Annotated in this window: 23 protein-coding genes and 1 tRNA gene; 11 read left to right on the top strand and 13 right to left on the bottom strand. The window is 70.6% G+C overall.

Features of this window, described 5'->3' with window-relative positions; translation table 11 throughout:
* Positions 1–29 precede the first annotated feature (29 nt).
* From KY5_RS20775 to KY5_RS20790, 4 genes are read left to right on the top strand one after another with little or no spacing between them, the layout of a single operon-like run.
* Positions 30–191, top strand: a complete 162-nt coding sequence (locus KY5_RS20775; protein ID WP_098243663.1) for a hypothetical protein — start codon at positions 30–32, stop codon at positions 189–191.
* A complete protein-coding gene (locus KY5_RS20780) occupies positions 188–847 on the top strand; it encodes an aminodeoxychorismate/anthranilate synthase component II (protein WP_098243664.1) in 660 nt (219 codons plus the stop codon). The genes KY5_RS20775 and KY5_RS20780 overlap by 4 nt, the downstream gene beginning before the upstream one ends.
* Entirely contained in the window at positions 844–2,196 is a 1,353-nt protein-coding gene (locus KY5_RS20785; RefSeq protein ID WP_418952802.1) for a class E sortase, read from the top strand. The genes KY5_RS20780 and KY5_RS20785 overlap by 4 nt, the downstream gene beginning before the upstream one ends.
* Before the next feature lie 24 nt (positions 2,197–2,220).
* Positions 2,221–2,958: a class E sortase gene (locus KY5_RS20790; RefSeq protein ID WP_098243666.1), complete on the top strand. Its 738-nt coding sequence runs from the start codon at positions 2,221–2,223 to the stop codon at positions 2,956–2,958.
* Between the two features lie 75 nt (positions 2,959–3,033).
* Here the strand turns inward: KY5_RS20790 and pknB are convergent, their stop codons facing one another.
* From pknB to KY5_RS20825, 6 genes are all read right to left on the bottom strand, one after another.
* Positions 3,034–5,043 (bottom strand): Stk1 family PASTA domain-containing Ser/Thr kinase, encoded by a 2,010-nt coding sequence (gene pknB / locus KY5_RS20795; RefSeq protein ID WP_098243667.1) that lies wholly within the window; start codon positions 5,041–5,043, stop codon positions 3,034–3,036.
* 168 nt (positions 5,044–5,211) lie between these two features.
* Positions 5,212–6,675 (bottom strand): peptidoglycan D,D-transpeptidase FtsI family protein, encoded by a 1,464-nt coding sequence (locus KY5_RS20805; protein WP_098243668.1) that lies wholly within the window; start codon positions 6,673–6,675, stop codon positions 5,212–5,214.
* Positions 6,672–8,075: an FtsW/RodA/SpoVE family cell cycle protein gene (locus tag KY5_RS20810; protein ID WP_098243669.1), complete on the bottom strand. Its 1,404-nt coding sequence runs from the start codon at positions 8,073–8,075 to the stop codon at positions 6,672–6,674. Before KY5_RS20810 ends, KY5_RS20805 begins: the two co-directional genes overlap by 4 nt.
* 26 nt (positions 8,076–8,101) lie before the next feature.
* Positions 8,102–9,622, bottom strand: a complete 1,521-nt coding sequence (locus KY5_RS20815) for a Stp1/IreP family PP2C-type Ser/Thr phosphatase (protein ID WP_098247377.1) — start codon at positions 9,620–9,622, stop codon at positions 8,102–8,104.
* Between the two features lie 120 nt (positions 9,623–9,742).
* Positions 9,743–10,258 (bottom strand): FHA domain-containing protein FhaB/FipA, encoded by a 516-nt coding sequence (locus tag KY5_RS20820; protein WP_098243670.1) that lies wholly within the window; start codon positions 10,256–10,258, stop codon positions 9,743–9,745.
* A 10-nt stretch (positions 10,259–10,268) separates the two neighbouring features.
* Entirely contained in the window at positions 10,269–11,183 is a 915-nt protein-coding gene (locus tag KY5_RS20825; RefSeq protein ID WP_098243671.1) for an FhaA domain-containing protein, read from the bottom strand.
* Between the two features lie 505 nt (positions 11,184–11,688).
* On the opposite strand from KY5_RS20825, the gene KY5_RS20830 reads away from it, so the two are divergent.
* The 4 genes from KY5_RS20830 (at position 11,689) to KY5_RS20845 (ending at position 14,816) form a co-directional block, all read left to right on the top strand.
* Positions 11,689–11,775, top strand: a tRNA-Leu gene (locus KY5_RS20830).
* Positions 11,776–12,000: 225 nt separating this feature from the next.
* Complete coding sequence (locus tag KY5_RS20835) at positions 12,001–13,473, top strand: DUF2252 domain-containing protein (RefSeq protein WP_199843170.1); 1,473 nt, start codon at positions 12,001–12,003, stop codon at positions 13,471–13,473.
* Between the two features lie 78 nt (positions 13,474–13,551).
* Positions 13,552–14,409: a hypothetical protein gene (locus KY5_RS20840; RefSeq protein WP_098243673.1), complete on the top strand. Its 858-nt coding sequence runs from the start codon at positions 13,552–13,554 to the stop codon at positions 14,407–14,409.
* Positions 14,410–14,486: 77 nt separating this feature from the next.
* Positions 14,487–14,816 carry a rhodanese-like domain-containing protein gene (locus KY5_RS20845; RefSeq protein ID WP_199843592.1) on the top strand — a complete coding sequence of 110 codons (330 nt, stop codon included), beginning with the start codon at positions 14,487–14,489 and terminating at the stop codon, positions 14,814–14,816.
* A 24-nt stretch (positions 14,817–14,840) separates the two neighbouring features.
* Here KY5_RS20845 and KY5_RS20850 read toward each other — a convergent pair whose 3' ends face one another.
* From KY5_RS20850 to paaA, 6 genes are all read right to left on the bottom strand, one after another.
* Positions 14,841–15,974: an acyl-CoA dehydrogenase family protein gene (locus KY5_RS20850; protein ID WP_098243675.1), complete on the bottom strand. Its 1,134-nt coding sequence runs from the start codon at positions 15,972–15,974 to the stop codon at positions 14,841–14,843.
* A 140-nt stretch (positions 15,975–16,114) separates the two neighbouring features.
* Positions 16,115–17,185, bottom strand: coding sequence for a 2Fe-2S iron-sulfur cluster-binding protein (locus KY5_RS20855; RefSeq protein ID WP_098243676.1), 1,071 nt, complete (start codon positions 17,183–17,185; stop codon positions 16,115–16,117).
* Positions 17,185–17,694, bottom strand: a complete 510-nt coding sequence (paaD, locus tag KY5_RS20860) for a 1,2-phenylacetyl-CoA epoxidase subunit PaaD (protein WP_098243677.1) — start codon at positions 17,692–17,694, stop codon at positions 17,185–17,187. Before paaD ends, KY5_RS20855 begins: the two co-directional genes overlap by 1 nt.
* On the bottom strand, positions 17,688–18,413 hold the full coding sequence (gene paaC, locus KY5_RS20865; RefSeq protein WP_199843172.1) for a 1,2-phenylacetyl-CoA epoxidase subunit PaaC: 726 nt from the start codon (positions 18,411–18,413) through the stop codon (positions 17,688–17,690). Before paaC ends, paaD begins: the two co-directional genes overlap by 7 nt.
* On the bottom strand, positions 18,410–18,700 hold the full coding sequence (gene paaB / locus KY5_RS20870) for a 1,2-phenylacetyl-CoA epoxidase subunit PaaB (protein WP_055553366.1): 291 nt from the start codon (positions 18,698–18,700) through the stop codon (positions 18,410–18,412). The genes paaC and paaB overlap by 4 nt, the downstream gene beginning before the upstream one ends.
* The gene (gene paaA / locus KY5_RS20875; RefSeq protein ID WP_098243678.1) at positions 18,697–19,713 is read right to left on the bottom strand and encodes a 1,2-phenylacetyl-CoA epoxidase subunit PaaA; all 1,017 of its coding nucleotides are present in this window, start codon (positions 19,711–19,713) and stop codon (positions 18,697–18,699) included. The genes paaB and paaA overlap by 4 nt, the downstream gene beginning before the upstream one ends.
* Before the next feature lie 183 nt (positions 19,714–19,896).
* Between paaA and KY5_RS20880 the strand changes: the two genes are divergently transcribed.
* The 3 genes from KY5_RS20880 to KY5_RS20890 are packed head-to-tail and all read left to right on the top strand — an operon-like array spanning position 19,897 to position 22,810.
* Positions 19,897–20,790 carry a DUF5819 family protein gene (locus KY5_RS20880; protein ID WP_098243679.1) on the top strand — a complete coding sequence of 298 codons (894 nt, stop codon included), beginning with the start codon at positions 19,897–19,899 and terminating at the stop codon, positions 20,788–20,790.
* Positions 20,787–22,031 carry an HTTM domain-containing protein gene (locus tag KY5_RS20885; RefSeq protein ID WP_098243680.1) on the top strand — a complete coding sequence of 415 codons (1,245 nt, stop codon included), beginning with the start codon at positions 20,787–20,789 and terminating at the stop codon, positions 22,029–22,031. Before KY5_RS20880 ends, KY5_RS20885 begins: the two co-directional genes overlap by 4 nt.
* Positions 22,028–22,810 carry a TrmH family RNA methyltransferase gene (locus KY5_RS20890; RefSeq protein ID WP_098243681.1) on the top strand — a complete coding sequence of 261 codons (783 nt, stop codon included), beginning with the start codon at positions 22,028–22,030 and terminating at the stop codon, positions 22,808–22,810. Before KY5_RS20885 ends, KY5_RS20890 begins: the two co-directional genes overlap by 4 nt.
* A 33-nt stretch (positions 22,811–22,843) precedes the next feature.
* Here the strand turns inward: KY5_RS20890 and paaN are convergent, their stop codons facing one another.
* Positions 22,844–24,535, bottom strand: a complete 1,692-nt coding sequence (paaN, locus tag KY5_RS20895; protein WP_098243682.1) for a phenylacetic acid degradation protein PaaN — start codon at positions 24,533–24,535, stop codon at positions 22,844–22,846.
* Positions 24,536–24,600 lie beyond the last annotated feature (65 nt).

Here is a 24,600-nt window from a genome sequence, read left to right on the forward strand (position 1 = left end):
CCGGTGCCGTACGCGACGGAAGGGACGGCATGTACGGCTGGATCTGGCGGCATCTGCCGGGAAACGCGTGGCTGAGGGCACTGATCTCACTGGTGCTCGTCTTCGCCGTGGTCTACGTGCTCTTCCAGTACGTCTTCCCGTGGGCGGAACCCCTGCTGCCGTTCAACGACGTCACCGTGGACGGCCAGTGAGCGCCCCCGGCGGCGCCCGCCGCAGCCGCGTGCTCGTCGTCGACAACTACGACAGCTTCGTCTTCAACCTCGTCCAGTACCTGTACCAGCTGGGTGCCGAGTGCGAGGTCCTGCGCAACGACGAGGTCGAGCTGAAGCACGCGCAGGACGGCTTCGACGGCGTCCTGCTCTCGCCGGGCCCCGGCACCCCGGAGCACGCGGGCGTCTGCGTCGAGATGGTGCGGCACTGCGCCGCCACCGGCGTGCCCGTCTTCGGGGTCTGCCTCGGCATGCAGTCGATGGCGGTGGCGTACGGCGGCGTGGTGGACCGCGCCCCCGAGCTGCTGCACGGCAAGACCTCGCTCGTGCGTCACGAGGGCAAGGGCGTCTTCGCCGGGCTGCCCTCGCCCTTCACCGCGACCCGCTACCACTCGCTCGCCGCCGAGCCCGCCACCGTGCCGGCCGAGCTCGAGGTGACCGCGCGCACGGAGGACGGCATCATCATGGGCCTGCGCCACCGTGAACTGGCCGTCGAGGGCGTGCAGTTCCACCCGGAGTCCGTGCTGACCGAGCACGGGCACCTGATGCTCGCCAACTGGCTGGTGGAGTGCGGCGACACCGGGGCCGTGGAGCGATCGAGCGGGCTCGCCCCGGTGGTGGGCAGGGCCACGGCGTGACGGCCCTGCGCCCCGAGCGCGACTCCTCCGGAGCCCCTGACGACGAGAACGTCGCGTACGAGAACGTCGCGTACGGGGACTCCGCTGGTGATGCGCACGGGAGCGCGCACGGGGACGCGAACGGCTACGCGCAGGAGGACGCCGGCGCGTTCGCCGCGGCCGTCGACGACTTGGCCGACCCCCTCACCGATCCGCTGCCGGGGCAGCACCCTTCGCCGTGGTTCCGCAGCGCGGCCGCGGAGCCGGTCCCGCCGGAGGCCCACGAACAGCCGCAGGAACAGCCGCAGGAACAGGAGTGGTACGACCCCGAGGGGTACGTCCGCGACTGGTACGGGCCGCAGGAGCCTCAGACGCAGCGCCAGATGGCCTCCCCGCAGCCTCCGGCGCCCGAACCGACGTACGAGGAGTTGTACGGCGCGTACGCCCCGGAGAGGCCCACCCAGGCGTACGAACCGATACCGGACGACGAGACGGTGGGGCTGCGGACGGCGGACCCCCGTCGAATAGCCGAACCGGAGCGCGAGACGGCGCACGAGCGCCCCGCGGAAGGCCGGGCCGCCCGTCGCAGAGCCGCCAAGAAGGGCGGCGGCGCACCACCGACCCCGCGCCGGACGTCAGAGGCGCCGCAGGCCCCGCTCTCCCGCCTGGAGGCCCGCCGTGCCGAGCGCGCCCGCAGGCCATCGCCGGGCGCCGTGCTCAGCCGGGGAATCGGTGAACTGTTCATCACCGTCGGCGTCCTGATGCTCCTCTTCGTCACCTATCAGCTGTGGTGGACCAACATCCGGGCCCACCAGCAGGCCAACAGCGCCGCCCACGACCTGCAGGACGACTGGGCCAAGGGCAAGGGCAAGCCGGGCTCCTTCGAACCAGGACAGGGCTTCGCCCTGCTGCACATCCCGAAGCTGGACGTCGTCGTCCCGATCGCCGAGGGCATCGACAAGCAGCAGGTCCTCGACCGAGGGATGGTCGGTCACTACAACGAGGGCAGCACCAAGACCCCGATGCCGGACGCCGAGAAGGGCAACTTCGCGGTCGCGGGGCATCGCAACACCCACGGCGAGCCGTTCCGCTACATCAACCGCCTGGAGCCGGGCGACCCCATCGTGGTGGAGACGCAGGACAAGTACTTCGTCTACAAGATGGCGAGCATCCTGCCGCAGACCAGCCCCGGCAACACCAGTGTCATCGGCCCCGTGCCGCCCGGTTCGGGCTTCACCAAACCCGGGCGGTACATCACACTGACCACCTGCACCCCGGAATTCACGAGTAAGTATCGAATGATCGTCTGGGGCAAGATGGTCGAGGAACGGCCGCGCGGCAAGGGAAAGCCGAGCGTGCTCGTCAACTAGAACGGTGAGAACGGGGCAGATCCAGTGGCAGCCACGACCGACCAGGACGAGAAGCGGGACGAGGCGCCCGCGCCCGCCCCGGCACCACGACGAGGGGGCCGCGGCCCCCTCGCCACCGCCGTCAGCGTCTTCGGTGAACTGCTCATCACCGCTGGCCTGGTGCTCGGTCTCTTCGTCGTCTACTCGCTCTGGTGGACGAACGTCATAGCGGATCGTGAGGCGCACCGGCAGGGCGACCGGGTGCGCGACCGCTGGGCGGGCGGCCCCGGGAGCATCGACACCAAGGACGGCATCGGCTTCCTGCACGTACCCGCGATGGGCGGCGGCGAGGTGCTGGTCAAGGCGGGCACCAGCAGCAAGGTCCTCAACGACGGCGTGGCCGGTTACTACAAGGACCCGATCAAGTCGGCCCTCCCCCAGGACAAGGAAGGCAACTTCACGCTGGCCGCGCACCGCGACGGGCACGGCGCGAAGTTCCACAAGATCGACAAGCTCAAGAAGGGCGACGCGATCGTCTACGAGTCCCGGGACAAGTGGTACGTCTACAAGGTCTACAAGACGCTGCCCGAGACCTCGAAGTTCAACGTGAAGGTCCTCGACCAGGTCCCCAAGGAGTCGGGCGTGAAGAAGCCCGGCCGCTACATCACGCTCACGACCTGCACGCCGGTCTACACCTCGCGCTACCGCTACATCGTGTGGGGCGAGCTGGAGCGGATCGAGAAGGTCGACAACAAGCGGACGCCGCCCGCCGAGCTGAAGTAGGCAGCCGTACGCACGAGAGAGCCCCGGTACCGCTCAGCGGTACCGGGGCTCTCTCGTGGACGGGGCGGTGGTTGATCAGTCGCGGTTGTGACGGCCCCAGCCGCCCATGCCCTCGACCAAGCCGCCGCCGATGCCGCCGTCGTCTCCGCCGTTCCCGCCGTTGCCGTTGCCGCCCGCGGTGGTCAGGTTGATCGCCGTGCCGGGGGCCGCCTTCTCACCGGCGCCGGGCTGGGACAGGACCACGAGGGCGTCGTCGTCCTGCGGGCCCTGGATGTTGCCGACCGTCAGGCCCGCATCCTCGATGGCCTTGCGGGCGTCCTTGAGCTTCTGCCCCGCGAGCGGCGGGACGGTCGACTCTTCGGCCTTCTTGGCCACCTGGACGGTGACGGTGGAGGAGGGATCGACCGCGGTGCCGGCGCCGGGCGTGGTCTTGATGACCTTGCCCTCCTCGACGTCCTCGCTGGCGACGTCCTCGCGGGAAGCCGCCAGGCCGTTGGCCTCGATCTGCTGCTTGGCCTCTTCCCAGGTCTTGCCGGTCACATCCGGAACGGTCGCCTGTTCCTTCTTCTTGGCGACGTCGAGGGTGACCGTGCTGCCCTTCTGCACCTCGGTGCTCGACGTCGGGTCCTGCTCCAGGACCTGGCCCGCGGTCTGGGTGGACTCGACGGGATTGCGCTTGACCTTGAGCTGGTACTTGTCGGACTCGAGCTTCTTGGTGGCCTCGTCGATGTCCAGGCCGATCACGTTCGGCACCGCGACCTTCGGCGCGCCCGTGGACACCGTGACCGTGATCGTCGAACCCTTGTCGACCTCGGTTTCGGCCGCCGGGTCCTGGTCGCAGATCTCGCCCTTCGGGTACTTCTCGCAGGGCTTGCTCTCGCCCTTCTCCAGCTTCAGACCGACGTTCTCCGCCGACTCCTTGGCGGCCTTGAACGTCTCGCCCACGAAGTTCGGCGCCTTGGTGGTGCTGTCACCGCCGTCGCCGCTGAACGCCCACTTCCCGATGAGGATCGCCCCCACCAGGACGAGGACGCCCGCGAGGACGAGCAGCCACGTGGACGTGTTGCTCTTCTTCTGGCGGCGGCCGTGGCCGCCCTCGTCGTAGCCGTAGCCCCCGTCGTCCGGGTTGACCGGCGGCATCATGGACGTCTGGCCGCCGCCGTTCTGCGGGCGCAGCATCGCGGTCTGCTGGTCGTCGGGGTGGCCGTAGCCGACCGCGCCCATGGCGGCGGTGGCCGCGACGGGCTGGCCGTCCAGGCACGCCTCGATGTCGGCGCGCATCTCGTCGGCCGACTGGTAGCGGTAGTCCGGGTCCTTCGTGAGCGCCTTGAGGACGATCGCGTCCATCTCGGGCGTGATCTCGTTGTCGAAGACGCTCGGGGCCTGCGGCTCTTCCCGTACGTGCTGGTAGGCGACGGCGACCGGGGAGTCGCCGACGAACGGCGGCCGGACGGTCAGGAGCTCGTAGAGGAGGCAACCGGTGGAGTAGAGGTCCGAGCGGGCGTCGACCTGCTCGCCCTTGGCCTGCTCCGGCGAGAGGTACTGCGCGGTGCCGATGACCGCGGCGGTCTGCGTCATCGTCATGCCGGAGTCGCCCATCGCGCGGGCGATGCCGAAGTCCATGACCTTGACCTGGCCGTTGCGCGTCAGCATGACGTTCGCGGGCTTGATGTCGCGGTGCACGATGCCGTTGCGGTGCGAGTACTCCAGGGCCTGGAGGATGCCGATCGTCATCTCCATGGCGCGCTCGGGCAGCAGCTTGCGGCCGGAGTGCAGGAGCTCGCGCAGCGTGGAGCCGTCGACGTACTCCATCACGATGTACGGGATGGAGACCCCGTCGACGTAGTCCTCGCCGGTGTCGTAGACCGCGACGATCGCCGGGTGGTTGAGCGAGGCGGCCGACTGGGCCTCACGGCGGAACCGGGCCTGGAAGGACGGGTCACGAGCGAGGTCCACCCGCAGCGTCTTCACCGCCACGGTGCGGCCGAGCCGGGTGTCGTGCGCGAGGTACACCTCGGCCATGCCACCACGGCCGAGCACCTGGCCCAGCTCGTACCGGCCGCCGAGGCGACGCGGCTCTTCCATAGCTAATCCAGCCCTCTCCGTCGGTCCCGACCGCACCTTTGTGTGGTCCGGCGGTGTGCTGTCCGGGCATACCGTACCCGGCTCGAGTTGCGTGACCCGGCCGCGACCGTCACCCGATATCGGACCGGTACCGCAACGTGCACCGATGTGGAGAGGCCGTGACGGGGGTCACTTCTTGCTGTCGATGACTGCCTTCATCACGTCCTTGGCGATGGGAGCGGCGAGGCCACCACCGGAGATGTCGCCCCGGTCGGCGTCGCTGTCCTCGACCACCACGGCGACGGCGACCGGCGAACCGGAGTCCGTCTTCGCGTACGAGATGAACCAGGCGTACGGGTTCTTGCTGTTCGCGACGCCGTGCTGGGCCGTACCCGTCTTGCCGCCGACGGTGACGCCGGGGATCTTGGCGTTGGTTCCGGTGCCCTTCTCGACGACCGTCTCCATCATCTGCTGGACCTTCTGGGCGTTCTCCTTCGAGAGCGGCTCGCTCATCTCCTTGGGCGAGTGCTTCTCGATGGTGTCCAGGTTGCGGGCCTGCAGCTCACTGACCATGTACGGCTCCATGAGCTTGCCGTCGTTGGCGATCGCGGCGGTGACCATGGCCATCTGCAGGGGCGTCGTGGCGGTCTCGAACTGACCGATGGAGGACAGCGCGGTCTGCGGCTTGTCCATGTCCTCGGGGAAGTTGGAGGCGTTGGAGCGGACCGGCGTGAACTGCTCGGAGTTGAAGCCGAACTTCTTCGCCGTCTCCAGCATCTTGTCCTTGCCGAGATCGGAGCCGATCTTGCCGAAGACGGTGTTGCAGGACACCCGCAGCGCCTCGCGCAGCGTGGCGTTCTTGCAGGGGATGGGGCCCTCGTTCTTCAGCTCGGTCTGGGTGTTCGGCATCGTCCAGGGCAGCGGGGAGTCCGTCTTGCTGTCGATGTCGGTGTACAGACCGTGCTCCAGAGCGGCCGCCGCCGTGACCACCTTGAAGGTGGAGCCGGGCGGGTAGGTCTCGCGCAGCGCGCGGTTGACCAGCGGCTTGTCCTTGTTCTTGTCGAGGTCCAGGAAGTGCTGCGCCTCGTCGTTGGTGTTGCCCGCGAAGCTTCCGGGGTCGTACGACGGAGTGGAGGCCAGCGCCAGGATCGCGCCGGTGGACGGGTCGATCGCGGCGACGGCGCCCTTGCCCTTGCTCTTCAGGCCGTTGTACGCGGCCTTCTGCGCGGCGGAGTTGAGGGTGGTGACGACGTTGCCGCCCTCCTTCTTCTCGCCGGTCAGCATGTCCAGCGTGCGGCGGAAGAAGAGCCGGTCGTCGTTGCCGGTGAGGATGCCGTCGTCGATGTACTCGAGCTGGTTGGCACCGATGCGCTGCGAGGAGTAGCCGGTGACGGGGGCCCACATGGGCCCGTCCTTCCAGGTGCGCTTGTACTTCAGGTCGCTGCCCGGGGTGGCCTTCGAGCCGGTGATGGGCTTGCCGTCGACGATGATGTCGCCGCGCGGCTGGGCGTAGCGCTCGATGGTGACGCGGCGGTTCTTCTCGTGCTTGGCCAGGGAGTCGGCCTGGACGTACTGGAGCCAGTTGTCCCGGGCGAGCAGGGCCAGCACGAGGAGCCCGCAGAAGATCGCGATCCGGCGCAGGGGCTTGTTCACGGGCGGACCACCTGGGTCATCTCAGCGTCGGGGTTCGGTGCGGGGGACGGGGCGGGCCTGCGTGCGGTGTCGCTGATCCGGATCAGGATGCCGATCAGGGCCCAGTTGGCGATGACGGAGGAACCGCCGTACGCCAGGAAGGGCATGGTCATACCCGTCAGCGGGATCAGGCCCATGACGCCGCCGGAGACGACGAAGACCTGGATGGCGAAGGCTCCGGAGAGGCCGATCGCGAGCAGCTTGCCGAACGGGTCGCGGGCGGCGAGCGCCGTGCGCACGCCGCGCTCCACGATCAGGCCGTAGATCAGCAGGATCGCCATGACGCCCGCCAGACCCATCTCCTCGCCGAAGGTGGCGAGGATGAAGTCGGAGTTGGCGGCGAAGCCGATGAGGTCGGAGTTGCCCTGGCCGAGGCCGGTGCCGAGGACGCCGCCGGAGCCGAAGGCCATCAGCGACTGGGCGATCTGGTCGGTCTGGGCGATGGTCTCCGGGGCGAACGGGTTCAGCCAGGCGTCCACGCGCTGCTGCACGTGCGGTTCGAAGGTGGCCACGCCGACCGCGCCGAACGCGGACATCAGCAGACCGAAGACGATCCAGCTGGTGCGCTCCGTGGCGACGTAGAGCATCACGACGAACATGCCGAAGAACAGCAGCGACGTACCGAGGTCGGTCTCGAAGACCAGGATCAGGATCGACATCGCCCAGACCACCACGATCGGGCCGAGGTCACGGCCGCGCGGCAGGTACAGGCCCATGAAGCGGCGGCTGGCGAGCGCGAGCGCGTCGCGCTTCACCATCAGATAGCCCGCGAAGAAGATCGCGATGACGATCTTCGCGAACTCACCGGGCTGGATGGAGAAACCACCGACCCGGATCCAGATCTTGGCGCCGAACACGTTCATGCCGAGACCCGGCACGAGCGGCAGGAGCAGCAGGATCAGGGCGCCGACCATCGAGATGTAGGTGTAGCGCTGCAGGACGCGGTGGTCCTTGAGCAGGAGCAGCACACCGACGAAGAGCGCGACGCCGATCGCGGAGTACAGCAGCTGGTCCGGCGCGGCCTCGACGAAGTTCTTGCGCTGCCGGAGCTTCTCCGACTGGTCGAGGCGCCAGATGATCACCAGACCGAGTCCGTTGAGCAGCGTCGCGAGCGGCAGCAGCAGCGGATCGGCGTACGCGGCGAACTTGCGTACGACGATGTGGCCGACGCCGGCCAGGAGACCGAGCCCCAGGCCGTAGCCGAGCATGCCCGTGGGGACCTTGCCGTCAAGGGCGAGGCCCACGTTCATGTAGGCGAACAGCGGGATGACGACCGCGAACGCGAGCAGCGCGAGCTCGGTGTTGCGCCGGCTCGGCGCCCCGATCGCGCCGATCGTCGACGTGTGTGTAGTACTGCTCATGGCGTGCAAGGGCCCCCAACGGCTGCTTACTGCTTACCGCACAGCGGGACCAGCTTCTGCTCATCGTCGGAGAGGCTGGGGCCGGGTGTGGGAGTCGGTGCGGTCTTGGACTTGTTCTTGTCGTTCTTGCCGGTTTCGGTCGGATTGCCCGTCGGCGCGTTCTCCTCGACGTTGCCGGGCGCGCCCTCGTCCTTGCCGGGCTTGTCCTTCTTCTGGCGCTCCGCCTCCCGGCGCTCCGCGTCCTTCTTGCACGCGGAAGCCTGCAGGCCCAGCTCCTCGACCTTGCCCTTGGCGTCGTCGAGGTTGTCCTCGGGGATGGTCCCCTCGACCTGCTTGCGCTGGTACGGCGGCAGGTACTTGAGTTCGATCTCGGGGTGGTCCTTCTCCACCTTCGACAGGCTGACCCAGGCCAGGTCCTGGTCGATGCCCCGGTAGAGAGCGATGTGCTTGTCCTTCGTGCCCACGTAGTACTGGGTCTGCGTCCAGCGGTAGCCGCCGTAGAGGCCGCCCGCGATGACCGCGAGTGCGAGGACCACGTAGAGGGATCTCTTGATCCACTTGCGGCCGCCGCGGGGCTTCACGAAGTCCTCGTCGTCGTACGCGCCGAAGCCGCCCTCTGGGGCGTACCCCGTGGTGTCACCGCTTCCGGGGGGACCGAAGCCGCCGCCTCCGGAGGGCTGCGGCGGCACCGGGCGGCCGAGCCCGGACGCGCGGCCTGCGGGCGTCTGCATGGCGCCGTCGTCCTGCGCCTGGAGCTGGTTCTCGGCGACCGCGCCGACCACCACGGGGGTGTCGGACAGCTGGCCCGCGAGGGTGTCGCCGCTGTCGATGTCCAGGACGTCGGCGACGATCACCGTGATGTTGTCGGGGCCGCCGCCGCGCAGCGCGAGCTGGATCAGCTCCTGCACGGTCTCCTGGGGGCCCTGGTAGCTGGCGAGGGTGTCTTCCATCGTCTGGTGGGAGACGACTCCGGACAGGCCGTCCGAGCAGATCAGATAGCGGTCACCGGCACGGACCTCACGGATGGAGAGGTCGGGCTCGACGTGGTCGCCGCTGCCCAGCGCGCGCATGAGGAGGGACCTCTGCGGGTGCGTGGTGGCCTCTTCCTCGGTGATGCGGCCCTCGTCAACCAGGCGCTGCACCCAGGTGTGGTCCTGCGTGATCTGCGTCAGGACGCCGTCCCGCAGGAGGTAGGCGCGCGAGTCGCCGACGTGCACGAGGCCGAGGCGCTGGCCCGTCCACAGGAGGGCGGTCAGGGTGGTGCCCATGCCCTCGAGCTGGGGGTCCTCCTCGACCATGATCCGCAGCTGGTCGTTGGCCCGCTGCACGGCGGTGCCCAGCGAGGTGAGGATGTCCGAGCCCGGTACGTCGTCGTCGAGCGCGACGATCGTCGAGATCACCTCGGAACTCGCCACTTCGCCCGCGGCCTGGCCCCCCATGCCGTCGGCGATCGCGAGGAGACGTGGTCCGGCGTAACCGGAGTCCTCGTTCCCCTCCCGGATCATGCCTTTGTGCGATCCGGCGGCGAAGCGCAAAGACAGACTCATGCGCACCTCGCCCGTCGGCTCCGGGTACATCCGCACGGTGCCCACCCTCCGGTCGGGAGCGCGCTGGCGTCCAGTGACTGGACCGCGTCGGCTCGCTCGCTCCGCTCGCTCATTGTCGTACTACTTCCGCAGCTCGATGACGGTCTTGCCGATGCGGATCGGTGCGCCCAGCGGAACGGGCGTCGGGGTGGTGAGTCGGGTCCGGTCGAGATACGTGCCGTTGGTGGACCCGAGATCCTCGACGATCCACTGGCCGTCCCGGTCCGGGTAGATCCTGGCATGCCTGCTGGAGGCGTAGTCGTCGTCCAGCACGATCGTGGAATCGTGCGCACGGCCCAGCGTGATGGTCTGCCCCTGGAGGGCGACCGTCGTCCCGGCGAGGATGCCCTCGGAGACGACCAGCTTGCTGGGGGCGCCGCGACGCTGGCGGCCGCCACCGCCCTGCTGGCGCTGCTGCGGAGGCGCGGCGGCCTGCTGTTGCCGGGCGGCCTGCTGCGGCCGCTCGCGGCGCGAACCGCGCTGTGTGACGCGCGTTCCGAACAGGTCGCTGCGGATGACCTGGACGGCCACGATCACGAACAGCCACAGGACGGCTAGAAAACCTAGCCGCATGACCGTCAGGGTCAGCTCTGACATTGCCCCCGCTTCACCCTTCGGCTTGCCGGTAAACGATGGTGGTTTGGCCCACGACGATCCGCGAACCGTCGCGGAGCGTAGCGCGGGTGGTGTGCTGCCCGTCTACCACGATGCCGTTGGTAGACCCGAGATCCTGGATCGTCGAGGGCGTTCCGGTCCGGATCTCACAGTGCCGACGCGATACGCCGGGGTCGTCGATCCGCACATCGGCGTCGGTGCTGCGACCCAGCACCAGCGTCGGGCGGGAGATCTGATGGCGATTGCCGTTGATCTCGATCCAGCGCCGCACTTGGGCGCCCGGCAGTGCTCCGGCGCCCGGGCTCTGGGGCCTGCTCGGTGCAGGGGACTGGCCGCCGGGACGACCGCCGCCGGGTGGCGGCGCGCTCGGCATGGGAGGTGCGCCGGCGCCACCGGGAGCTCCGGAGGGCGGCTGCGGGTAGCCGTAGCCGCCGCCCGCGCCACTCGCGCCGCCTGCGCCGCCGCCCGCGCCCCGACCGGGTCCGGCAGGGCCACCGGGGCCCGCGGGAGCTTGGTCGGGCCCCTGGGAGGAGCTGGAGGCGAGCGTGCGGCTGCGCACCCGGTACAGGCCGGTATCGAGGTCCTCGGCCTTCTCCAGGTGGACCTTGATGGGGCCCATGAAGCTGTACCGCTGCTGCTTGGCGTAGTCGCGGACCATGCCGGAGAGCTCGTCCCCGAGCTGGCCCGAATACGGGCTCAGGCGCTCGAAGTCGGGCGCGCTGAGCTCGACGATGAAGTCGTTGGGGACGACGGTCCGCTCGCGGTTCCAGATCGTCGCGTTGTTGTCGCACTCGCGCTGGAGGGCGCCGGCGATCTCGACGGGCTGGACCTCGGACTTGAACACCTTGGCGAAGGTGCCGTTGACCAGACCTTCAAGTCGCTGCTCGAACTTCTTCAGGACTCCCATGGGGCACCTCCTCCGTCGTAGTCATCCTGGTACTGCTTACTGATCGTATCCACGCGCCGGGAAATCGGCTGGTTCCCCCTGTCCGCCCAGTCGACGAGTGTCGCCTCTCACAAGGCATGCCCGCACAGGGCTCCGGGGATCCTCCCAGGACCCCTGACGGGACCCTGATCCTCGGCTCCGGAACCCCTCCGGGCAGCTGCTCGGGACGCCTGCTCGAGCCTCCTCTTCACAGGGATCGTAGAGGGGGCCTCAAGCCAGTGTCCCGCACCTGGCTGTGGAGCTCGGCGAGCTCGGCCGGGGAGGGAGTGGGTGCCGGGTGGGTCCTGGCCCTCTCAGGGGTGCCGTCAGGGACCTGGTCGGGGCCGGATCGGGGCCGGGGCGGGCCCGGGTCCCTGGGCAGGTGCCCCCGAATACGGATGTGAATCCACCCTCCGCAGCGTGCTAATCTTCTGGATGTCGGCAGGCGCTCGCACCACACAGTGAGAGACCCAAAGACAACACCCATGCGCGGGTGGCGGAATAGGCAGACGCGCTGGATTCAGGTTCCAGTGCCCGAAAGGGCGTGGGGGTTCAACTCCCCCCTCGCGCACCATGAGGAAGCGGTCCTCGCTCGGACGAAAGTCCGGGCGGGGGCCGCTTCTTTTTGTGCTCCGGGCTCGGGGCGCGTCCGTGCTTCAGGGCGGGCGGTGATGTATGTCACCGAAGTTGTCCACAGGCTCTGACGAGGATCGGCGAGCGGCAGTACCGTCGTGCCGAGTGCCAGTGGGTTGATCCACTGGGTCGATCGGTGGGGGCGGGATCGGTGGGGGCGATGGGTATGGCGCGGGCTGATGGGGCGGTTCCGAAGCAGCGGGGGCGGCAGCGGTCGCAGGAGCTGACCGAGGGGCGGTCCGGGGGGCGGCTTCCCAGGGTCGCGGGGTTCGCCGCGTGGCCCTCGCAGGGGTCGCCGAAGGCCGAGGGCAAGGCGTTGCGGGCGCGGGTGCCCCGTTCCTCGCACGCGGAGTTCGCGGTGGACGAGGGGCGGCCCGACCCCGTGGCCGCCGTGGTGGACGCCAACCGCAGCAGGCTCAGCACGCTCGCGCCGATCCGGGTCGGCAGGATGTCGGCCTCGCCCTTCGCTTTCCTGCGCGGTTCGGCGGGACTCATGGCGTACGACCTCGCGCGCACCCCGATGACCGGCGTGGGCGCGCAGATATGCGGAGACGCGCATGCGGCGAACTTCGGTCTGTACGCGGACGCGCGTGGCGGTCTCGTCATCGACCTGAACGACTTCGACGAGACGGCGCACGGCCCGTGGGAGTGGGACCTCAAGCGCCTTGCCGCCTCCCTGGTCCTCGCCGGGCGCGAGGCGGGGGCGAGCGAGTCCGTCTGCGAGGAGGCGGCGCTGGACGCGGTGGGGGCGTACCGGCGGACCATGCGCCTCCTCGCGAAGCTGCCCGCGCTCGACGCGTGGAACGCCATCGCGGACGAGCAGCTCGTCTCGCACACCGACGCGCGTGACCTCCTGGGCACCCTGGAGCGGGTCTCGGAGAAGGCGCGGAACAACACGAGCGCCCGGTTCGCCGCGAAGGCCACGGAGCGGTTCGACGGCGCCGACGGTGCCGTGGGGCGGCGCTTCGTCGACGCTCCTCCCGTGCTGCGCCGCGTTCCCGACGAGGAGGCCGCGGCGGTGGCGGGCGCGCTCGGCGGGTACCTGGGCACGCTGGCCGAGGACCGGCTGCCGCTGCTCGCGCGGTACGCGATCCAGGACGTGGCGTTCCGTGTCGTGGGCACGGGCAGCGTGGGGCTACGGTCCTATGTGGTGCTGCTGCTCGACCACCGGGGCGAGCCGCTGGTGCTCCAGGTGAAGGAGGCGCGGCCCTCCGTGCTGCTTCCGCATCTGCCGGTCGCGGGCTTCGAGGCGCCCGAGGCCACGCACGAGGGGCGCAGGGTGGTGCTCGGGCAGAAGCGGATGCAGGTGGTCAGCGACTTCCTGCTGGGGTGGGCGACGGTGGACGGACTGCCCTTCCAGGTACGGCAGTTCAGGAACCGCAAGGGCAGCGTGGACCCCGCGGCCCTTGCCGCCGACCAGATCGACGACTACGGCCGGATGACCGGCGCCCTGCTGGCCCGCGCCCACGCGCACAGCGCCGACCCGCGGCTCATCGCGGGGTACTGCGGCAAGAACGACGAGCTGGACGAGGCGGTGGCGCGGTTCGCCACGGCGTACGCGGACCGTACGGAGGCGGATCACGCGCTGCTCGTGCGGGCGGTCAAGGAGGGGCGGATCGCCGCTGAGGCAGGGGTGTGAAGAGGCGTGGCGGGGCGTGGAGGCGGGCGGCTCGGCGGCTCTGTCCGGTGGTGCCGGTGGGTGGCCTAGGCTGGGTGGGTGACGACCCCGGAAGCCGAGCCGACGCAGCCCGAAACCTCTGAGGCCCCTACGGGACAGGTCCCGGCGGGGGGCGAGGAAACGTCCCGGCCGGAGGCGCGTCTGGAGCGCGCGGTGCGCGCCGCGGAGCAGGCGCTGATCGAGTACGAGATCGCCCTCGAGACCTTCCGTGTGGAGGTGGAGAACTTCTCCCGGTTGCACCACCAGAAGCTCGGACCGATGTACGCACGGCTCGATGAGCTCGACGCGCGGATCGCCGAGGCCACCGCGGCCCGCACGGGCGACCCCGAGGACCGGCGCAAGGCGGAGGAGGCCCGGGCGCGGGTGATGCCGATGCCGGGCGTCGAGGAGCTGTTCCACGGCTGGATGGACGCCGAGGGCCTGCACCCCGAGGCCGCCGCGATGCTGACGGACCAGTCGGTGCGGCCGCCGCAGCGGGTGCGTCCCGGCGAGGAGGCCCGCAAGCTCTACCGCGAGCTGGTCCGCAAGGCCCATCCGGACCTGGCACAGGAGGAGGGCGAGCGGAACCGGCGCGAGGAGTTCATCACGCGGGTCAACGCCGCGTACGCCCGTGGCGACGAGGCGTTGCTGCGGGAGCTGTCCGAGGAGTGGGCGGCAGGGCCCGTGCCCGAGGAACAGCTGCTCACCCGCAGCGAGGAGCTGTACGCCCGGCTCGAATGGCTCGCCCAGCGCAAGGAGCTCCTCTCCGTGCTCGCCAAGGAGCTGGAGGAGGGCGCGATCGGCGGGATGCTGCGCCTCGCGCCGGACGATCCGGACGCGCTGCTCGACGAGATCGCCGAGCAGCTGCTCGCACAGGTGGCCGAGCGCGAGGCCGAGCTGGAGCGGTTGACCGCGTAGGTTCGGGGCACGTCGTGGGCGGGGCGGCCGAGCATCGGCCGTCGGGTAGCGTCGGGGGCATGGCTTTCGGATCTCAAGTGCCCACGGTCGGCGTCGATGACCTCGCAAACGGCGATTTCCTGCTGGACGTCCGCGAGGACGACGAATGGCAGGCGGGTCACGCCGAGGGCGCGCTGCACATCCCCATGAGTGAATTCGTCTCCCGTTACGGCGAGTTGACCGAGGCCGCGCCGCAGGACGGCCGGGTCAACGTCATCTGCCGCTCCGGCGGCCGCTCCGCCCAGGTCACCATGTACCTCGGGCAGCAGGGCATCGAAGCGGTGAACGTCGCCGGTGGCATGGAGGCGTGGGCGGCCTCCGGCCGACCCGTCGTCGACGACAAGGGTCAGCCGGGCACCGTCGTCTAGGAGGCGGGCAGCACGCGTCCGGCCTCAGCCGAGCGCGTGGGCGGCCAGCAGGTCGCCCAGGGCCTCCTCGTGCGCGGCTGCCGGGCCGAGCGACAGCTCCAGCTGCTTGGCCCAGGCGTGGTAGCGGTGCAGGGGGTAGTCGGTGTCCGCGCCGAAGCCGCCGTGCAGGTGCTGGGCGGTCTGGACGACCCTGCGTACGCCGTCGGACGCCCAGATCTTGGCGACGGCGACGTCTCCCGCGGTGGGCAGGGAGCCGTCGGCGCCGGTGCTGACGCGCCAGGCGGCCTGCCAGAGGGTGACTTCCATCGCGCGCAGGTCGATGTAGCGGTCGGCGGCCTGCACGGCCACGGCCTGGAAGGTGGCCACGGGGTGGCCGAACTGCTCGCGCTTGCTGGTGTATTCGCTCGTCATGCGCAGGACTCCCTCGCCGAGGCCAAGCGCGAGCGCGCACGTACCGGTGGCGAGCAGGTCGCGCAGTCCGTCCCAGGCCCCGTCGGCGTCGATGACATCGGACGCGGCGACGCGCACGGACTCCAGGCGGAGTTCGCCGAGGCGTTCGCCGCTGGTGGATGTCTGCTCGGCGACGGCGAGACCGGGCTGTTCGCGGGGGACGAGGGCGAGGACCGTACGTCCCTCGGTCGTGTGACCCGGCACGACGATCAGATCGGCGTTCTGCGCCCAGGGCACGGCGGTCTGCACGCCGTCCAGGACCCAGCCGTCGCCGTCGCGCTGTGCGGTGACAGCGAGCTCGGCGGGGTCGTGTCCGGTGCGGCCGCTGGCGGCGACCGTCAGGACGAGCTCCCCGCGGGCGGCCCCGGGAAGGACCCTTCGCTTCAACTCCTCGCCGCCCTGGGCCCCTACGGCGTACGCGGCGGCGGCGCTCTCCAGGAGCGGGACCCGCGCGAGCACCTTCGCGGACTCGCGCAGGACCAGGCACAGGGCGATGGGGTCGAGGCCCACGCCGCCGTGCTCGGCGTCGATGAGCACGCCGAGCAGGTCGGCGTCGGCGAGCCGGGACCACAGGGCGCGGTCGAAGTCATCGGCGACCGCGCCGGGCGTGAGGGCCGGGCTCGGCACCCCGTCGGGCGCGACGTCGGCGAAGAGCGCCTTCGCCGCCTCGACCACGGCCTGCTGTTCCTCGGTGAAGGTGAAGTCCACTGCCTGTCCTCCCGTGCACCGGCCGACCGACGTATCCGTCGCCTCTTCCGCCTCTTCGCATCTGACGGACCGTCAAGATAGAACAGGTTCTAGAGGAAGGGAACAGGCAGGGGCGGCCGGGAGGGAGAGGGGTGGGCGGGTCAGCGGTCGAAGTCCAACTCCACGGTGTCCGTGGCCGGATGGGACTGGCACGCCAGCACGTACCCGGCCTCCGTCTCCTCCGGCTCGAGCGCGAAGTTGCGGTCCATCCGCACCTCGCCCGAGACCCGGAACGCCCGGCAGGTGCCGCACACTCCGCCCTTGCAGGCGTAGGGCGCGTCCGCGCGGTTGCGCAGGACCGTCTCCAGGAGGCTCTCGCCGTCCAGGACCGGCCAGGTGCCGGAGCGGCCGTCGAGCGTCGCCGTCACCGTGCTGTGCGCGGGCGCCGGGGCGGCGGGAGCCGCGGGGGTGCCGCCGTCGTCCACGTGGAAGATCTCCTCGTGGATGCGCCGACGGGGCACGTCCAGGGCGCGCAGGGTCCGCTCGGCGCCCTGCACCAGGCCGAAAGGCCCGCACAGGAACCACGCCTCGATCTCCGCCACGGGCAGCAGCGCGGGCAGCAGCCCGGCGAGCCGCTCCTCGTCGAGCCGACCGGAGTCGAGCCCGGCCTGCTGCTCCTCGCGCGAGAGCACGGTCACCAGCTGGAACCGGTCGGGCCAGCGGTCCTTGAGGTCGGCGACCTCCTCCAGGAACATCGTCGACGCGGCGGTGCGGTCGCTGCGTATGAGGCAGAAGTCCGCCCGCGGCTCGCGCTCCAGGAGCGTCGTGACGATGGAGAGCACGGGGGTGATGCCGCTGCCGCCGACCACGGCCGCGTAGCGCCCGGGTGCGGGGTCCAGGGTGAAGCGCCCGGCCGGGGTCATCACCTCCAGCTCGTCGCCGACGGCGACTTCCTTGAAGGCGTACGTCGAGAAGGCGCCGTCCTCGACGAGGCGCACGCCGACGCGCAGCGTCCGGGGCTCTCCCTGGGTGCCGGGGAGCGGCGCGGGCGAGCAGATCGAGTACGTACGCCGGATCTCGGTGCCGTCGACGAAGCGGCGGACGGCGAGGTGCTGGCCCGGGGTGAACGCGTACTCCTCGCGCAGCGCAGGCGGTACGTCGAAGGTCAGCGTCACGGAGTCGTCGGTGAGCCGGTCGACCGCCGCTACCCGGAGCGGGTGGAAGCGGGCCATCACAACTCCTTGAAGTGGTCGAAGGGTTCACGGCAGGACGCGCAGCGGCGCAGGGCCTTGCAGGCCGTGGAGGAGAAGCGGCTGAGCAGTTCCGTGTCGGTCGATCCGCAGTGCGGGCAGCGGATGGACAGGCTGAGGGGGATCGGCCCGTCGGTCGCGTGGGAGCGCGGCGGTGCGATGCCGAACTCGGTGAGCTTGCGGCGGCCTTCGGCGCTGATGTCGTCCGTCGACCAGGCGGGGGAGAGCACGGTGCGCACCGAGACCTCGGCCATGCCCCGGTCGTGCAGGACCCGCTCTATGTCGGCGGACATGGCCTCGATGGCAGGGCAGCCGGTGTACGTGGGGGTCAGCTCGACATCGACCTCGCCGGAGGGGAGGACCCGCACGCCGCGCACCACTCCGAGCTCGGCCAGGGTGAGCACGGGCAGCTCGGGGTCGGGCACCGAGCCTGCCAGGGCCAGGAGCTCCGCTTCGAGCGCCGTGGGCGTCGCGTGCGCGGTCGTCACCATGATGCCCCCGGGTGGCTGCGGTGCAGGTGCTGCATCTCGGCGAGCATCCGGCCGAACGACTCCGTGTGCAGGCCCTGGCGGCCCGCGCCCGCCGCCCACGCGCCGGACTGCGGGCCCGACGGCACGGTCAGCGTCGCCCGCTCGATGACGGCGGTCACCGAGGACGTCCAACTGGCCCGCATGTCCTGCCAGTCCACGTCCAGGCCCGCCACCGGCTGGAACATCTCTCCGGTGAAGCGCCACAGCGCGTCGAGGGCGCGCTGTGCGCGGGCGTGGCTCTCGGGGGTGCCGTCGCCGAGGCGCAGGGTCCACTGCTCGGCGTGGTCCCGGTGGTAGGCGACCTCCTTGACGGCCTTCGCCGCCAAGGGGGCGAGCTCGCCATCGCCGGTCGCCAACTGCCCGTACAACAGGGCTTGGTAGGTGGAGAAGTAGAGCTGGCGGGCGATGGTGTGCGCGAAGTCGCCGTTCGGCTGCTCGACCAGCTGGAGGTTGCGGAAGGCGCGCTCCTCGCGGAGGTAGGCCAGCTCGTCCTCGTCGCCGACCAGGGAGAGCAGGATGCGGGCCTGACCGAGCAGGTCGAGTGCGATGTTCGCCAGGGCGACTTCCTCTTCGAGGACGGGCGCGTGGCCCGCCCACTCCCCCAGGCGGTGCGAGAGCACCAGTGCGTCGTCTCCCAGGGGCAGGGCGGGAAGGGCCGGGGCGTCGGCTGCGGTGATCACAGGTGCTTCACCCCCTCCGGGATGTCGTAGAACGTCGGGTGGCGGTAGGGCTTGTCGCCCGCGGGTTCGAAGAAGGAGTCCTTCTCGTCCGGCGACGAGGCGGTGATCTCGGTGGACGGCACGACCCAGAGGGAGACGCCTTCGCTCCTGCGGGTGTACAGATCCCGGGCGTTGCGCAGGGCCATCTCCGCGTCCGGGGCATGCAGGCTGCCCGCGTGGGTGTGCGAGAGCCCGCGGCGGGAGCGCACGAACACCTCCCACAGCGGCCAGTCGGTCGAGCTGCTCATGCCGTCGCCTTTCCGTGCTTCGCGGCGTAGGCGGCCGCGGCGTCCCTGACCCAGGCGCCCTCGTCGTGGGCGCGCTTGCGCTGGGTGATGCGCTGTTCGTTACAGGGGCCGTTGCCCTTGAGGACGTCCCAGAACTCGGTCCAGTCGATCGGGCCGAAGTCGTGGTGCCCCCGGGACTCGTTCCACGCCAGGTCCGGGTCGGGCAGGGTGAGTCCGAGCGACTCGGCCTGGGGGACGCAGATGTCGACGAAGCGCTGGCGCAGCTCGTCGTTCGAATGGCGCTTGATCTTCCACGTCATCGACTGCTCGGAGTGCGAGGACTCGTCGTCGGGCGGGCCGAACATCATCAGCGAGGGCCACCACCAGCGGTTCACCGCGTCCTGCGCCATGTCGTGCTGGGCCTGGGTGCCGCGGCTGAGGGCGAGCAGCGATTCGTACCCCTGGCGCTGGTGGAAGGACTCCTCCTTGCAGACCCGGACCATCGCGCGGGCGTAAGGGCCGTAGGAGCAACGGCACAGGGGGACCTGGTTGGTGATCGCCGCGCCGTCCACGAGCCAGCCGATCGCGCCCACGTCCGCCCAGGTCAGCGTGGGGTAGTTGAAGATCGATGAGTACTTCTGGCGGCCCGAGTGCAGCTTGTCGAGCAGCTCGTCCCTGCCGGTGCCGAGCGTCTCGGCGGCGCTGTACAGATACAGGCCGTGTCCGGCCTCGTCCTGCACCTTGGCCATGAGGATCGCCTTGCGCCGCAGGGAGGGGGCGCGGGTGATCCAGTTGGCCTCGGGCTGCATGCCGATGATCTCGGAGTGGGCGTGCTGCGCGATCTGCCTGACCAATGACGCGCGATAGGCGTCCGGCATCCAGTCGCGCGGCTCGATCCGCTCGTCGGCGGCGACCGCCGCGTCGAAGACGGCCTGGTGCTCCGCGGCGGCTTCCTGTCCCGCCGTGCGCGCGGCCGGGGACCCGGCCTCGTCCGGCTCCGTCCCCGCCGCCTGATGTGCGGCTGCTGTCGCCATCTCGGTCCCCCTAGACCTGAGCGAACCGCCCGACCGATCGTTCGGTTCGTTGAATTCAATGGTGCGGCTCGCCGCCATAAGGTGTCAACCCTGTGGATAACTTCACGGACGCTGTGCGCGACGGGCGGGTCTGAGTACCGTTCCGGCGGCAGGGTTCGGTGCGGGAACAGGGATCGGGGCGGAATGGACGGGTACGACAAGGGTTCCGGCGGCGGGTCCGCCGACCCCGACGAGCCCGCCGGGTTCTCCGACGCCGATGAGCCGGGCCGGTGCTCCGGCGCCGACGAGCCGGACGTGTTCTCCGGCCCCGATGAGCCGGACGGGTCATCCGCTCCGGTCGCGGACCCGCCGCGGCCCCTCGTCGCGCCCGAGCCCCGCGTCGGCATCGCCGGGCTCCCGCTCGGCCACCAGATCGCCGCCGCGGTCGCGCTCGCCCTCATCGCCGTGGCCGCCTGCGTCCACGTCGGCATGCTCTTCCTGCACGTCGCCCCCTCGAACACGGTGACCAAGCAGCACGGCGACGTGGTCGACGACTGGATCTACCCCGAGTTCGAGCAGAACTGGAAGCTCTTCGCGCCCAACCCGCTCCAGCAGAACGTCGCGGTGCAGGCGCGCGCCGAGCTCCGTACGGCCGGTGGCGGCGTGCGGACCACGCACTGGTACGACCTGTCCGCGCGGGACGGCGCCGCCATCGACGGCAGCCTGTTCCCCAGCCACACGCAACAGAACGAACTGCGCCGCGCCTGGGACTTCTACGTGGGCTCGCACGACGCGCAGAATCGTCCCGTCGGTCTGCGGGGCCAGCTCTCCGAACGCTATGTCCGCCGCGTCGCGCTCATGCGGCTCGACAGGGAGCGGCCGGGCGGTGCGGGCGACCACATCGCGCGCGTGCAGGTGCGTTCCCGGACCACGAACGTACGACCGCCGAAGTGGAGCGAGGAGAAGGTGTCCACCAAGCCGACCTATCGGACGCTCCCCTGGTGGTCGGTGACGTCCGGGGACATGCCCCTGGGGGACGGCGCCGGAGTCGGCACCGGACGGGACGCGGAGCGGGACGCGCGGGGGAGTGAGCGATGAGGCGCCTCGAACGGCCGCTGGCGCAGGGGCTCACCAAGGCCACCGGGTTCGCCCTGGGGCCCTACCAGACCGCGATCATCCGCATCGGCTTCTCCGCCACCTGGCTGCTCTTCCTGCTCCGCGAGTTCCCCCACCGCCATGAGCTGTACGGCCCGGACGGGCCCTGGAGCTGGGACATGGCCCAGCAGCTCATCGCGAACAACGGCGCCTTCACCGTGCTGATGTGGTCGGACGGGCGGCTCTGGTTCGAGGCCGTCTACGTGCTGGCCATGGTCAGCAGCGTCCTCCTGCTTCTCGGCTGGCGCACGCGCGCGATGTCGGTGCTCTTCATGGTCGGCGTGCTCTCGCTGCAGAACCGCAGCATCTTCATCGGCGACGGCGGCGACAACGTCATCCATCTGATGGCGACCTACTTGGTGTTCACCCGGTGCGGCCAGGTCTGGTCCCTGGACGCGCGGCGTGCGGCACGCGCGCGTGCCGCGGACCCGGAGCTCGCCGCCGCGCCGGTCGACCGCGCGGGGCCCGCCCTGTGGTGGGTGCTCGGGCTCGTCCTGTCCGGTGCGATGTTCCTGGGGGAACTCAGCGGCGGCTGGCTGCTGTTCTTCTGGGGGCTGCTCATCGCGCACGGCCTGTGGTGGGCCGTGGGGCAGCGCGCGCCCCAGGGGCAGTTCCGCAAGCTCTTCGACGTCGTCGCCAACCTCGCCCACAACGCGGCCCTGCTCGTGATCATGGTCGAGGCGTGTCTGATCTACGCGACCGCGGGCTGGTACAAGATCCAGGGCAGTCGCTGGCAGGACGGCACGGCCGTCTACTACCCGCTGAACCTCGACTACTTCTCGCCGTGGCCCGCGCTCTCCGAGGTCCTTTCGTCCAACGGCGTCATGCTGATGCTGGTGACGTACGGGACGGTCGCCGTGCAGGTGGCCTTCCCGTTCACCCTCTTCAACCGGCGCGTCAAGAACGTGCTGCTCGCGGCCATGATCTTCGAGCACGCCGTCATCGCGATCGTGCTCGGCCTGCCGTTCTTCTCGCTCGCGATGATCACGGCCGACGCGGTGTTCCTGCCGACGACGTTCCTGCGGCGGGTGGGCGTCCTGGCGGCGCGCGCACGCGGGGGGCTGATGTCCCGGCTGCCCTTCGACCGGCTTCCCCGCGGGAACGCCGTGCCGGAGCAGCGGGCCGCGGCCGGGGAGCGGGACGAGGAGCCCACCGAGCACGCGCGCGTAGGCTTCACCCCATGAACAGGACGGATGCGGCGGCGGATCCCGGTGGCGCCGAGCGCGCCTGGCGGGGGCTCGCCGAGACGTCCGTACTGCTCGACGGTTTTCACGCGATCAAGCACGCGCTGCGCTTCGACGCGTCCGTGCCCATGGCGCTGACCAGTGACAAGGCCGCGGTCCTCGCCCTCGCCGACGAGCTCGCCCCGGACGTGAAGGGCGCGCTCGACGCGCTCCTCGTGCAGATCCCGGACGAGCGGCTGCGTGCCCTCGTGCCGCGGCTGCACCCGACGGCGGTCGCCGCCCTCGCGGTACGCCCCTCGCGCACGGCCCACCTCGAAGCACTGGGGCGTACGCCGAGGACCGCGCCGGTCGTCGTGCTCGACGATCCCCGCAATCTGGGCAACGCGGGGGCCGTGATCCGACTGGCCGCGGGCTTCGGGGCGACCGGCGTCGTCACGACCGGCACGCTCGATCCCTGGCACCCCACCGTCGTACGCGGCGGGGCGGGGCTGCACTTCGCGACGGCCGTGGAGCGGATGGACGTCGCCGAGCTGCCGGACGGGCCGGTGTTCGCGCTCGACGCGGAGGGCGAGGACATCCGGGCTCTGAAGCTCCCCGACGACGCGGTGCTCGCCTTCGGGTCCGAGCGCAGCGGCCTCTCGGCGGAACTGCGCGCCCGCGCCGATCACTTGGTGTCGCTGCCGATGCGGCCGCAGGTCTCCAGCTACAACCTGGCGACGAGCGTCGGCATGGCGCTCTTCCACTGGTCGGCGGGCAGGCCCCCGGGGCCGGGGGCCTGAACCCGCCGCGCGTCAGGTCTCACGCACCGCGCACTACGCGTCCTTGCGGATCTCCACCACGCGGAAGCGGTTGGCCACGAACGCGCCGTCGCAGAGCGCGGCGTTGGCCGCGGGGTTGCCGCCCGAGCCGTGGAAGTCCGAGAACGCCGCCGTCTGGTTCACGTAGACGCCGCCCGTGAGGTTCAAGGACAGCTGGGCGCACTCCTCCAGGCACGTCTCCTCGACGGCCGCGGAGACCTCGTCCGACGTCGTGTACGCCCCTACGGTCATCGCGCCCTTGTCCCGCACGGTGCGGCGAAGGAGCTCCACCGCGTCCGTCGCGGAGTCGACGGCGACCGCGAAGGAGACGGGGCCGAAGCACTCGCTGAGGTAGGCGGCCTCCGAGTCCGGCTTGGCGCCGTCCAGCTTGACGATGACGGGGGTGCGGACGACCGCGTCCGGGAACTCGGGGTTGGCGATTTCCCGTGAGGCCAGGGCGACTTCACCGAGTCCGGCGGCGGCCTCCAGGCGGGTCTTCACGTCCGGGTTGACCAGGGCGCCGAGGATGCCGTTCGCCCGGGCGTCGTCGCCGAGCAGGCCGCTGACGGAGGCCGCGAGGTCGGCGACCACGTCGTCGTACGACTTGGCGCCCGCGTCCGTGGCGATGCCGTCGCGGGGGATCAGCAGGTTCTGCGGGGTGGTGCACATCTGGCCGCTGTACAGCGACAGGGAGAAGGCCAGGTTCGCCAGCATCCCCTTGTAGTTGTCCGTCGAGTCGATGACGACCGTGTTGACCCCGGCCTTTTCCGTGTAGACCTGGGCCTGGCGGGCGTTGGTCTCCAGCCAGTCGCCGAACGACGTCGAACCCGTGTAGTCGATCAGCTTGATCTCGGGGCGCACGGCGAGGGTCTTGGCGATGCCCTCGCCGGGCCGCTCGGCTGCCAGGCAGACGAGGTTCGGGTCGAATCCCGCGTCGGCGAGGACCTCCCGGGCGATCCGCACCGTGAGCGCGAGCGGCAGCACCGCGCGCGGGTGGGGCTTGACCAGGACGGGGTTGCCGGTGGCGAGCGAGGCGAACAGGCCCGGGTAGCCGTTCCACGTCGGGAAGGTGTTGCAGCCGATGAGGAGCGAGATGCCGCGCGCGACGGGCGTGAAGCGCTTGTTGAGCGCGAGCGGGTCGCGCTTGCCCTGGGGCTTGGTCCACTCGGCGGCGTCGGGCGTGCGGGCCTGCTCCACGTACGCGTACGCGATGGCTTCGAGGCCGCGGTCCTGGGCGTGCGGCCCGCCGGCCTGGAACGCCATCATGAAGGCCTGGCCGCTGGTGTGCATGACCGCGTGCGCCAGCTCGTGCGTGCGGGCGCTGATCCGGGCCAGGATCTCCAGGCTGACCATCGCGCGCACTTCCGCGCCCGCGTCGCGCCAGGCGCGCATCCCGGCGCGCATGGCGGGCAGCAGGGTGTCGATGTCCGGGTGGGGGTACGTGATCCCCAACTCCGGTCCGTACGGAGAGACCTCCCCGCCCACCCAGTCGTCCGTGCCGGGCTGGTCGAGGTCGAAGCGGGTGCCCAGGAGGGCGTCGAAGGCGGCCTTGCCCTCGGGCAGGCTCAGGCTGCCGCCCTCGCCGTACGCCTTGGGGTGCTCGGGGTGCGGGGACCAGTACGCGCGCGTGCGGATCGTCTCCAGCGCCTGGTCGAGGGTGGGCCGGTGCTTGGCGATCAGCTGGTGCGCGGTGAGTTCGGCGGCCATGACAGGACCAACTCCTCGTCGGTCAGCTCTCCATCGAGCTGGTGAGCCGGGCAGGAACAGTGGGC

It is taken from the genome of Streptomyces formicae (genome assembly GCF_002556545.1).
Taxonomy (GTDB): domain Bacteria; phylum Actinomycetota; class Actinomycetes; order Streptomycetales; family Streptomycetaceae; genus Streptomyces; species Streptomyces formicae_A.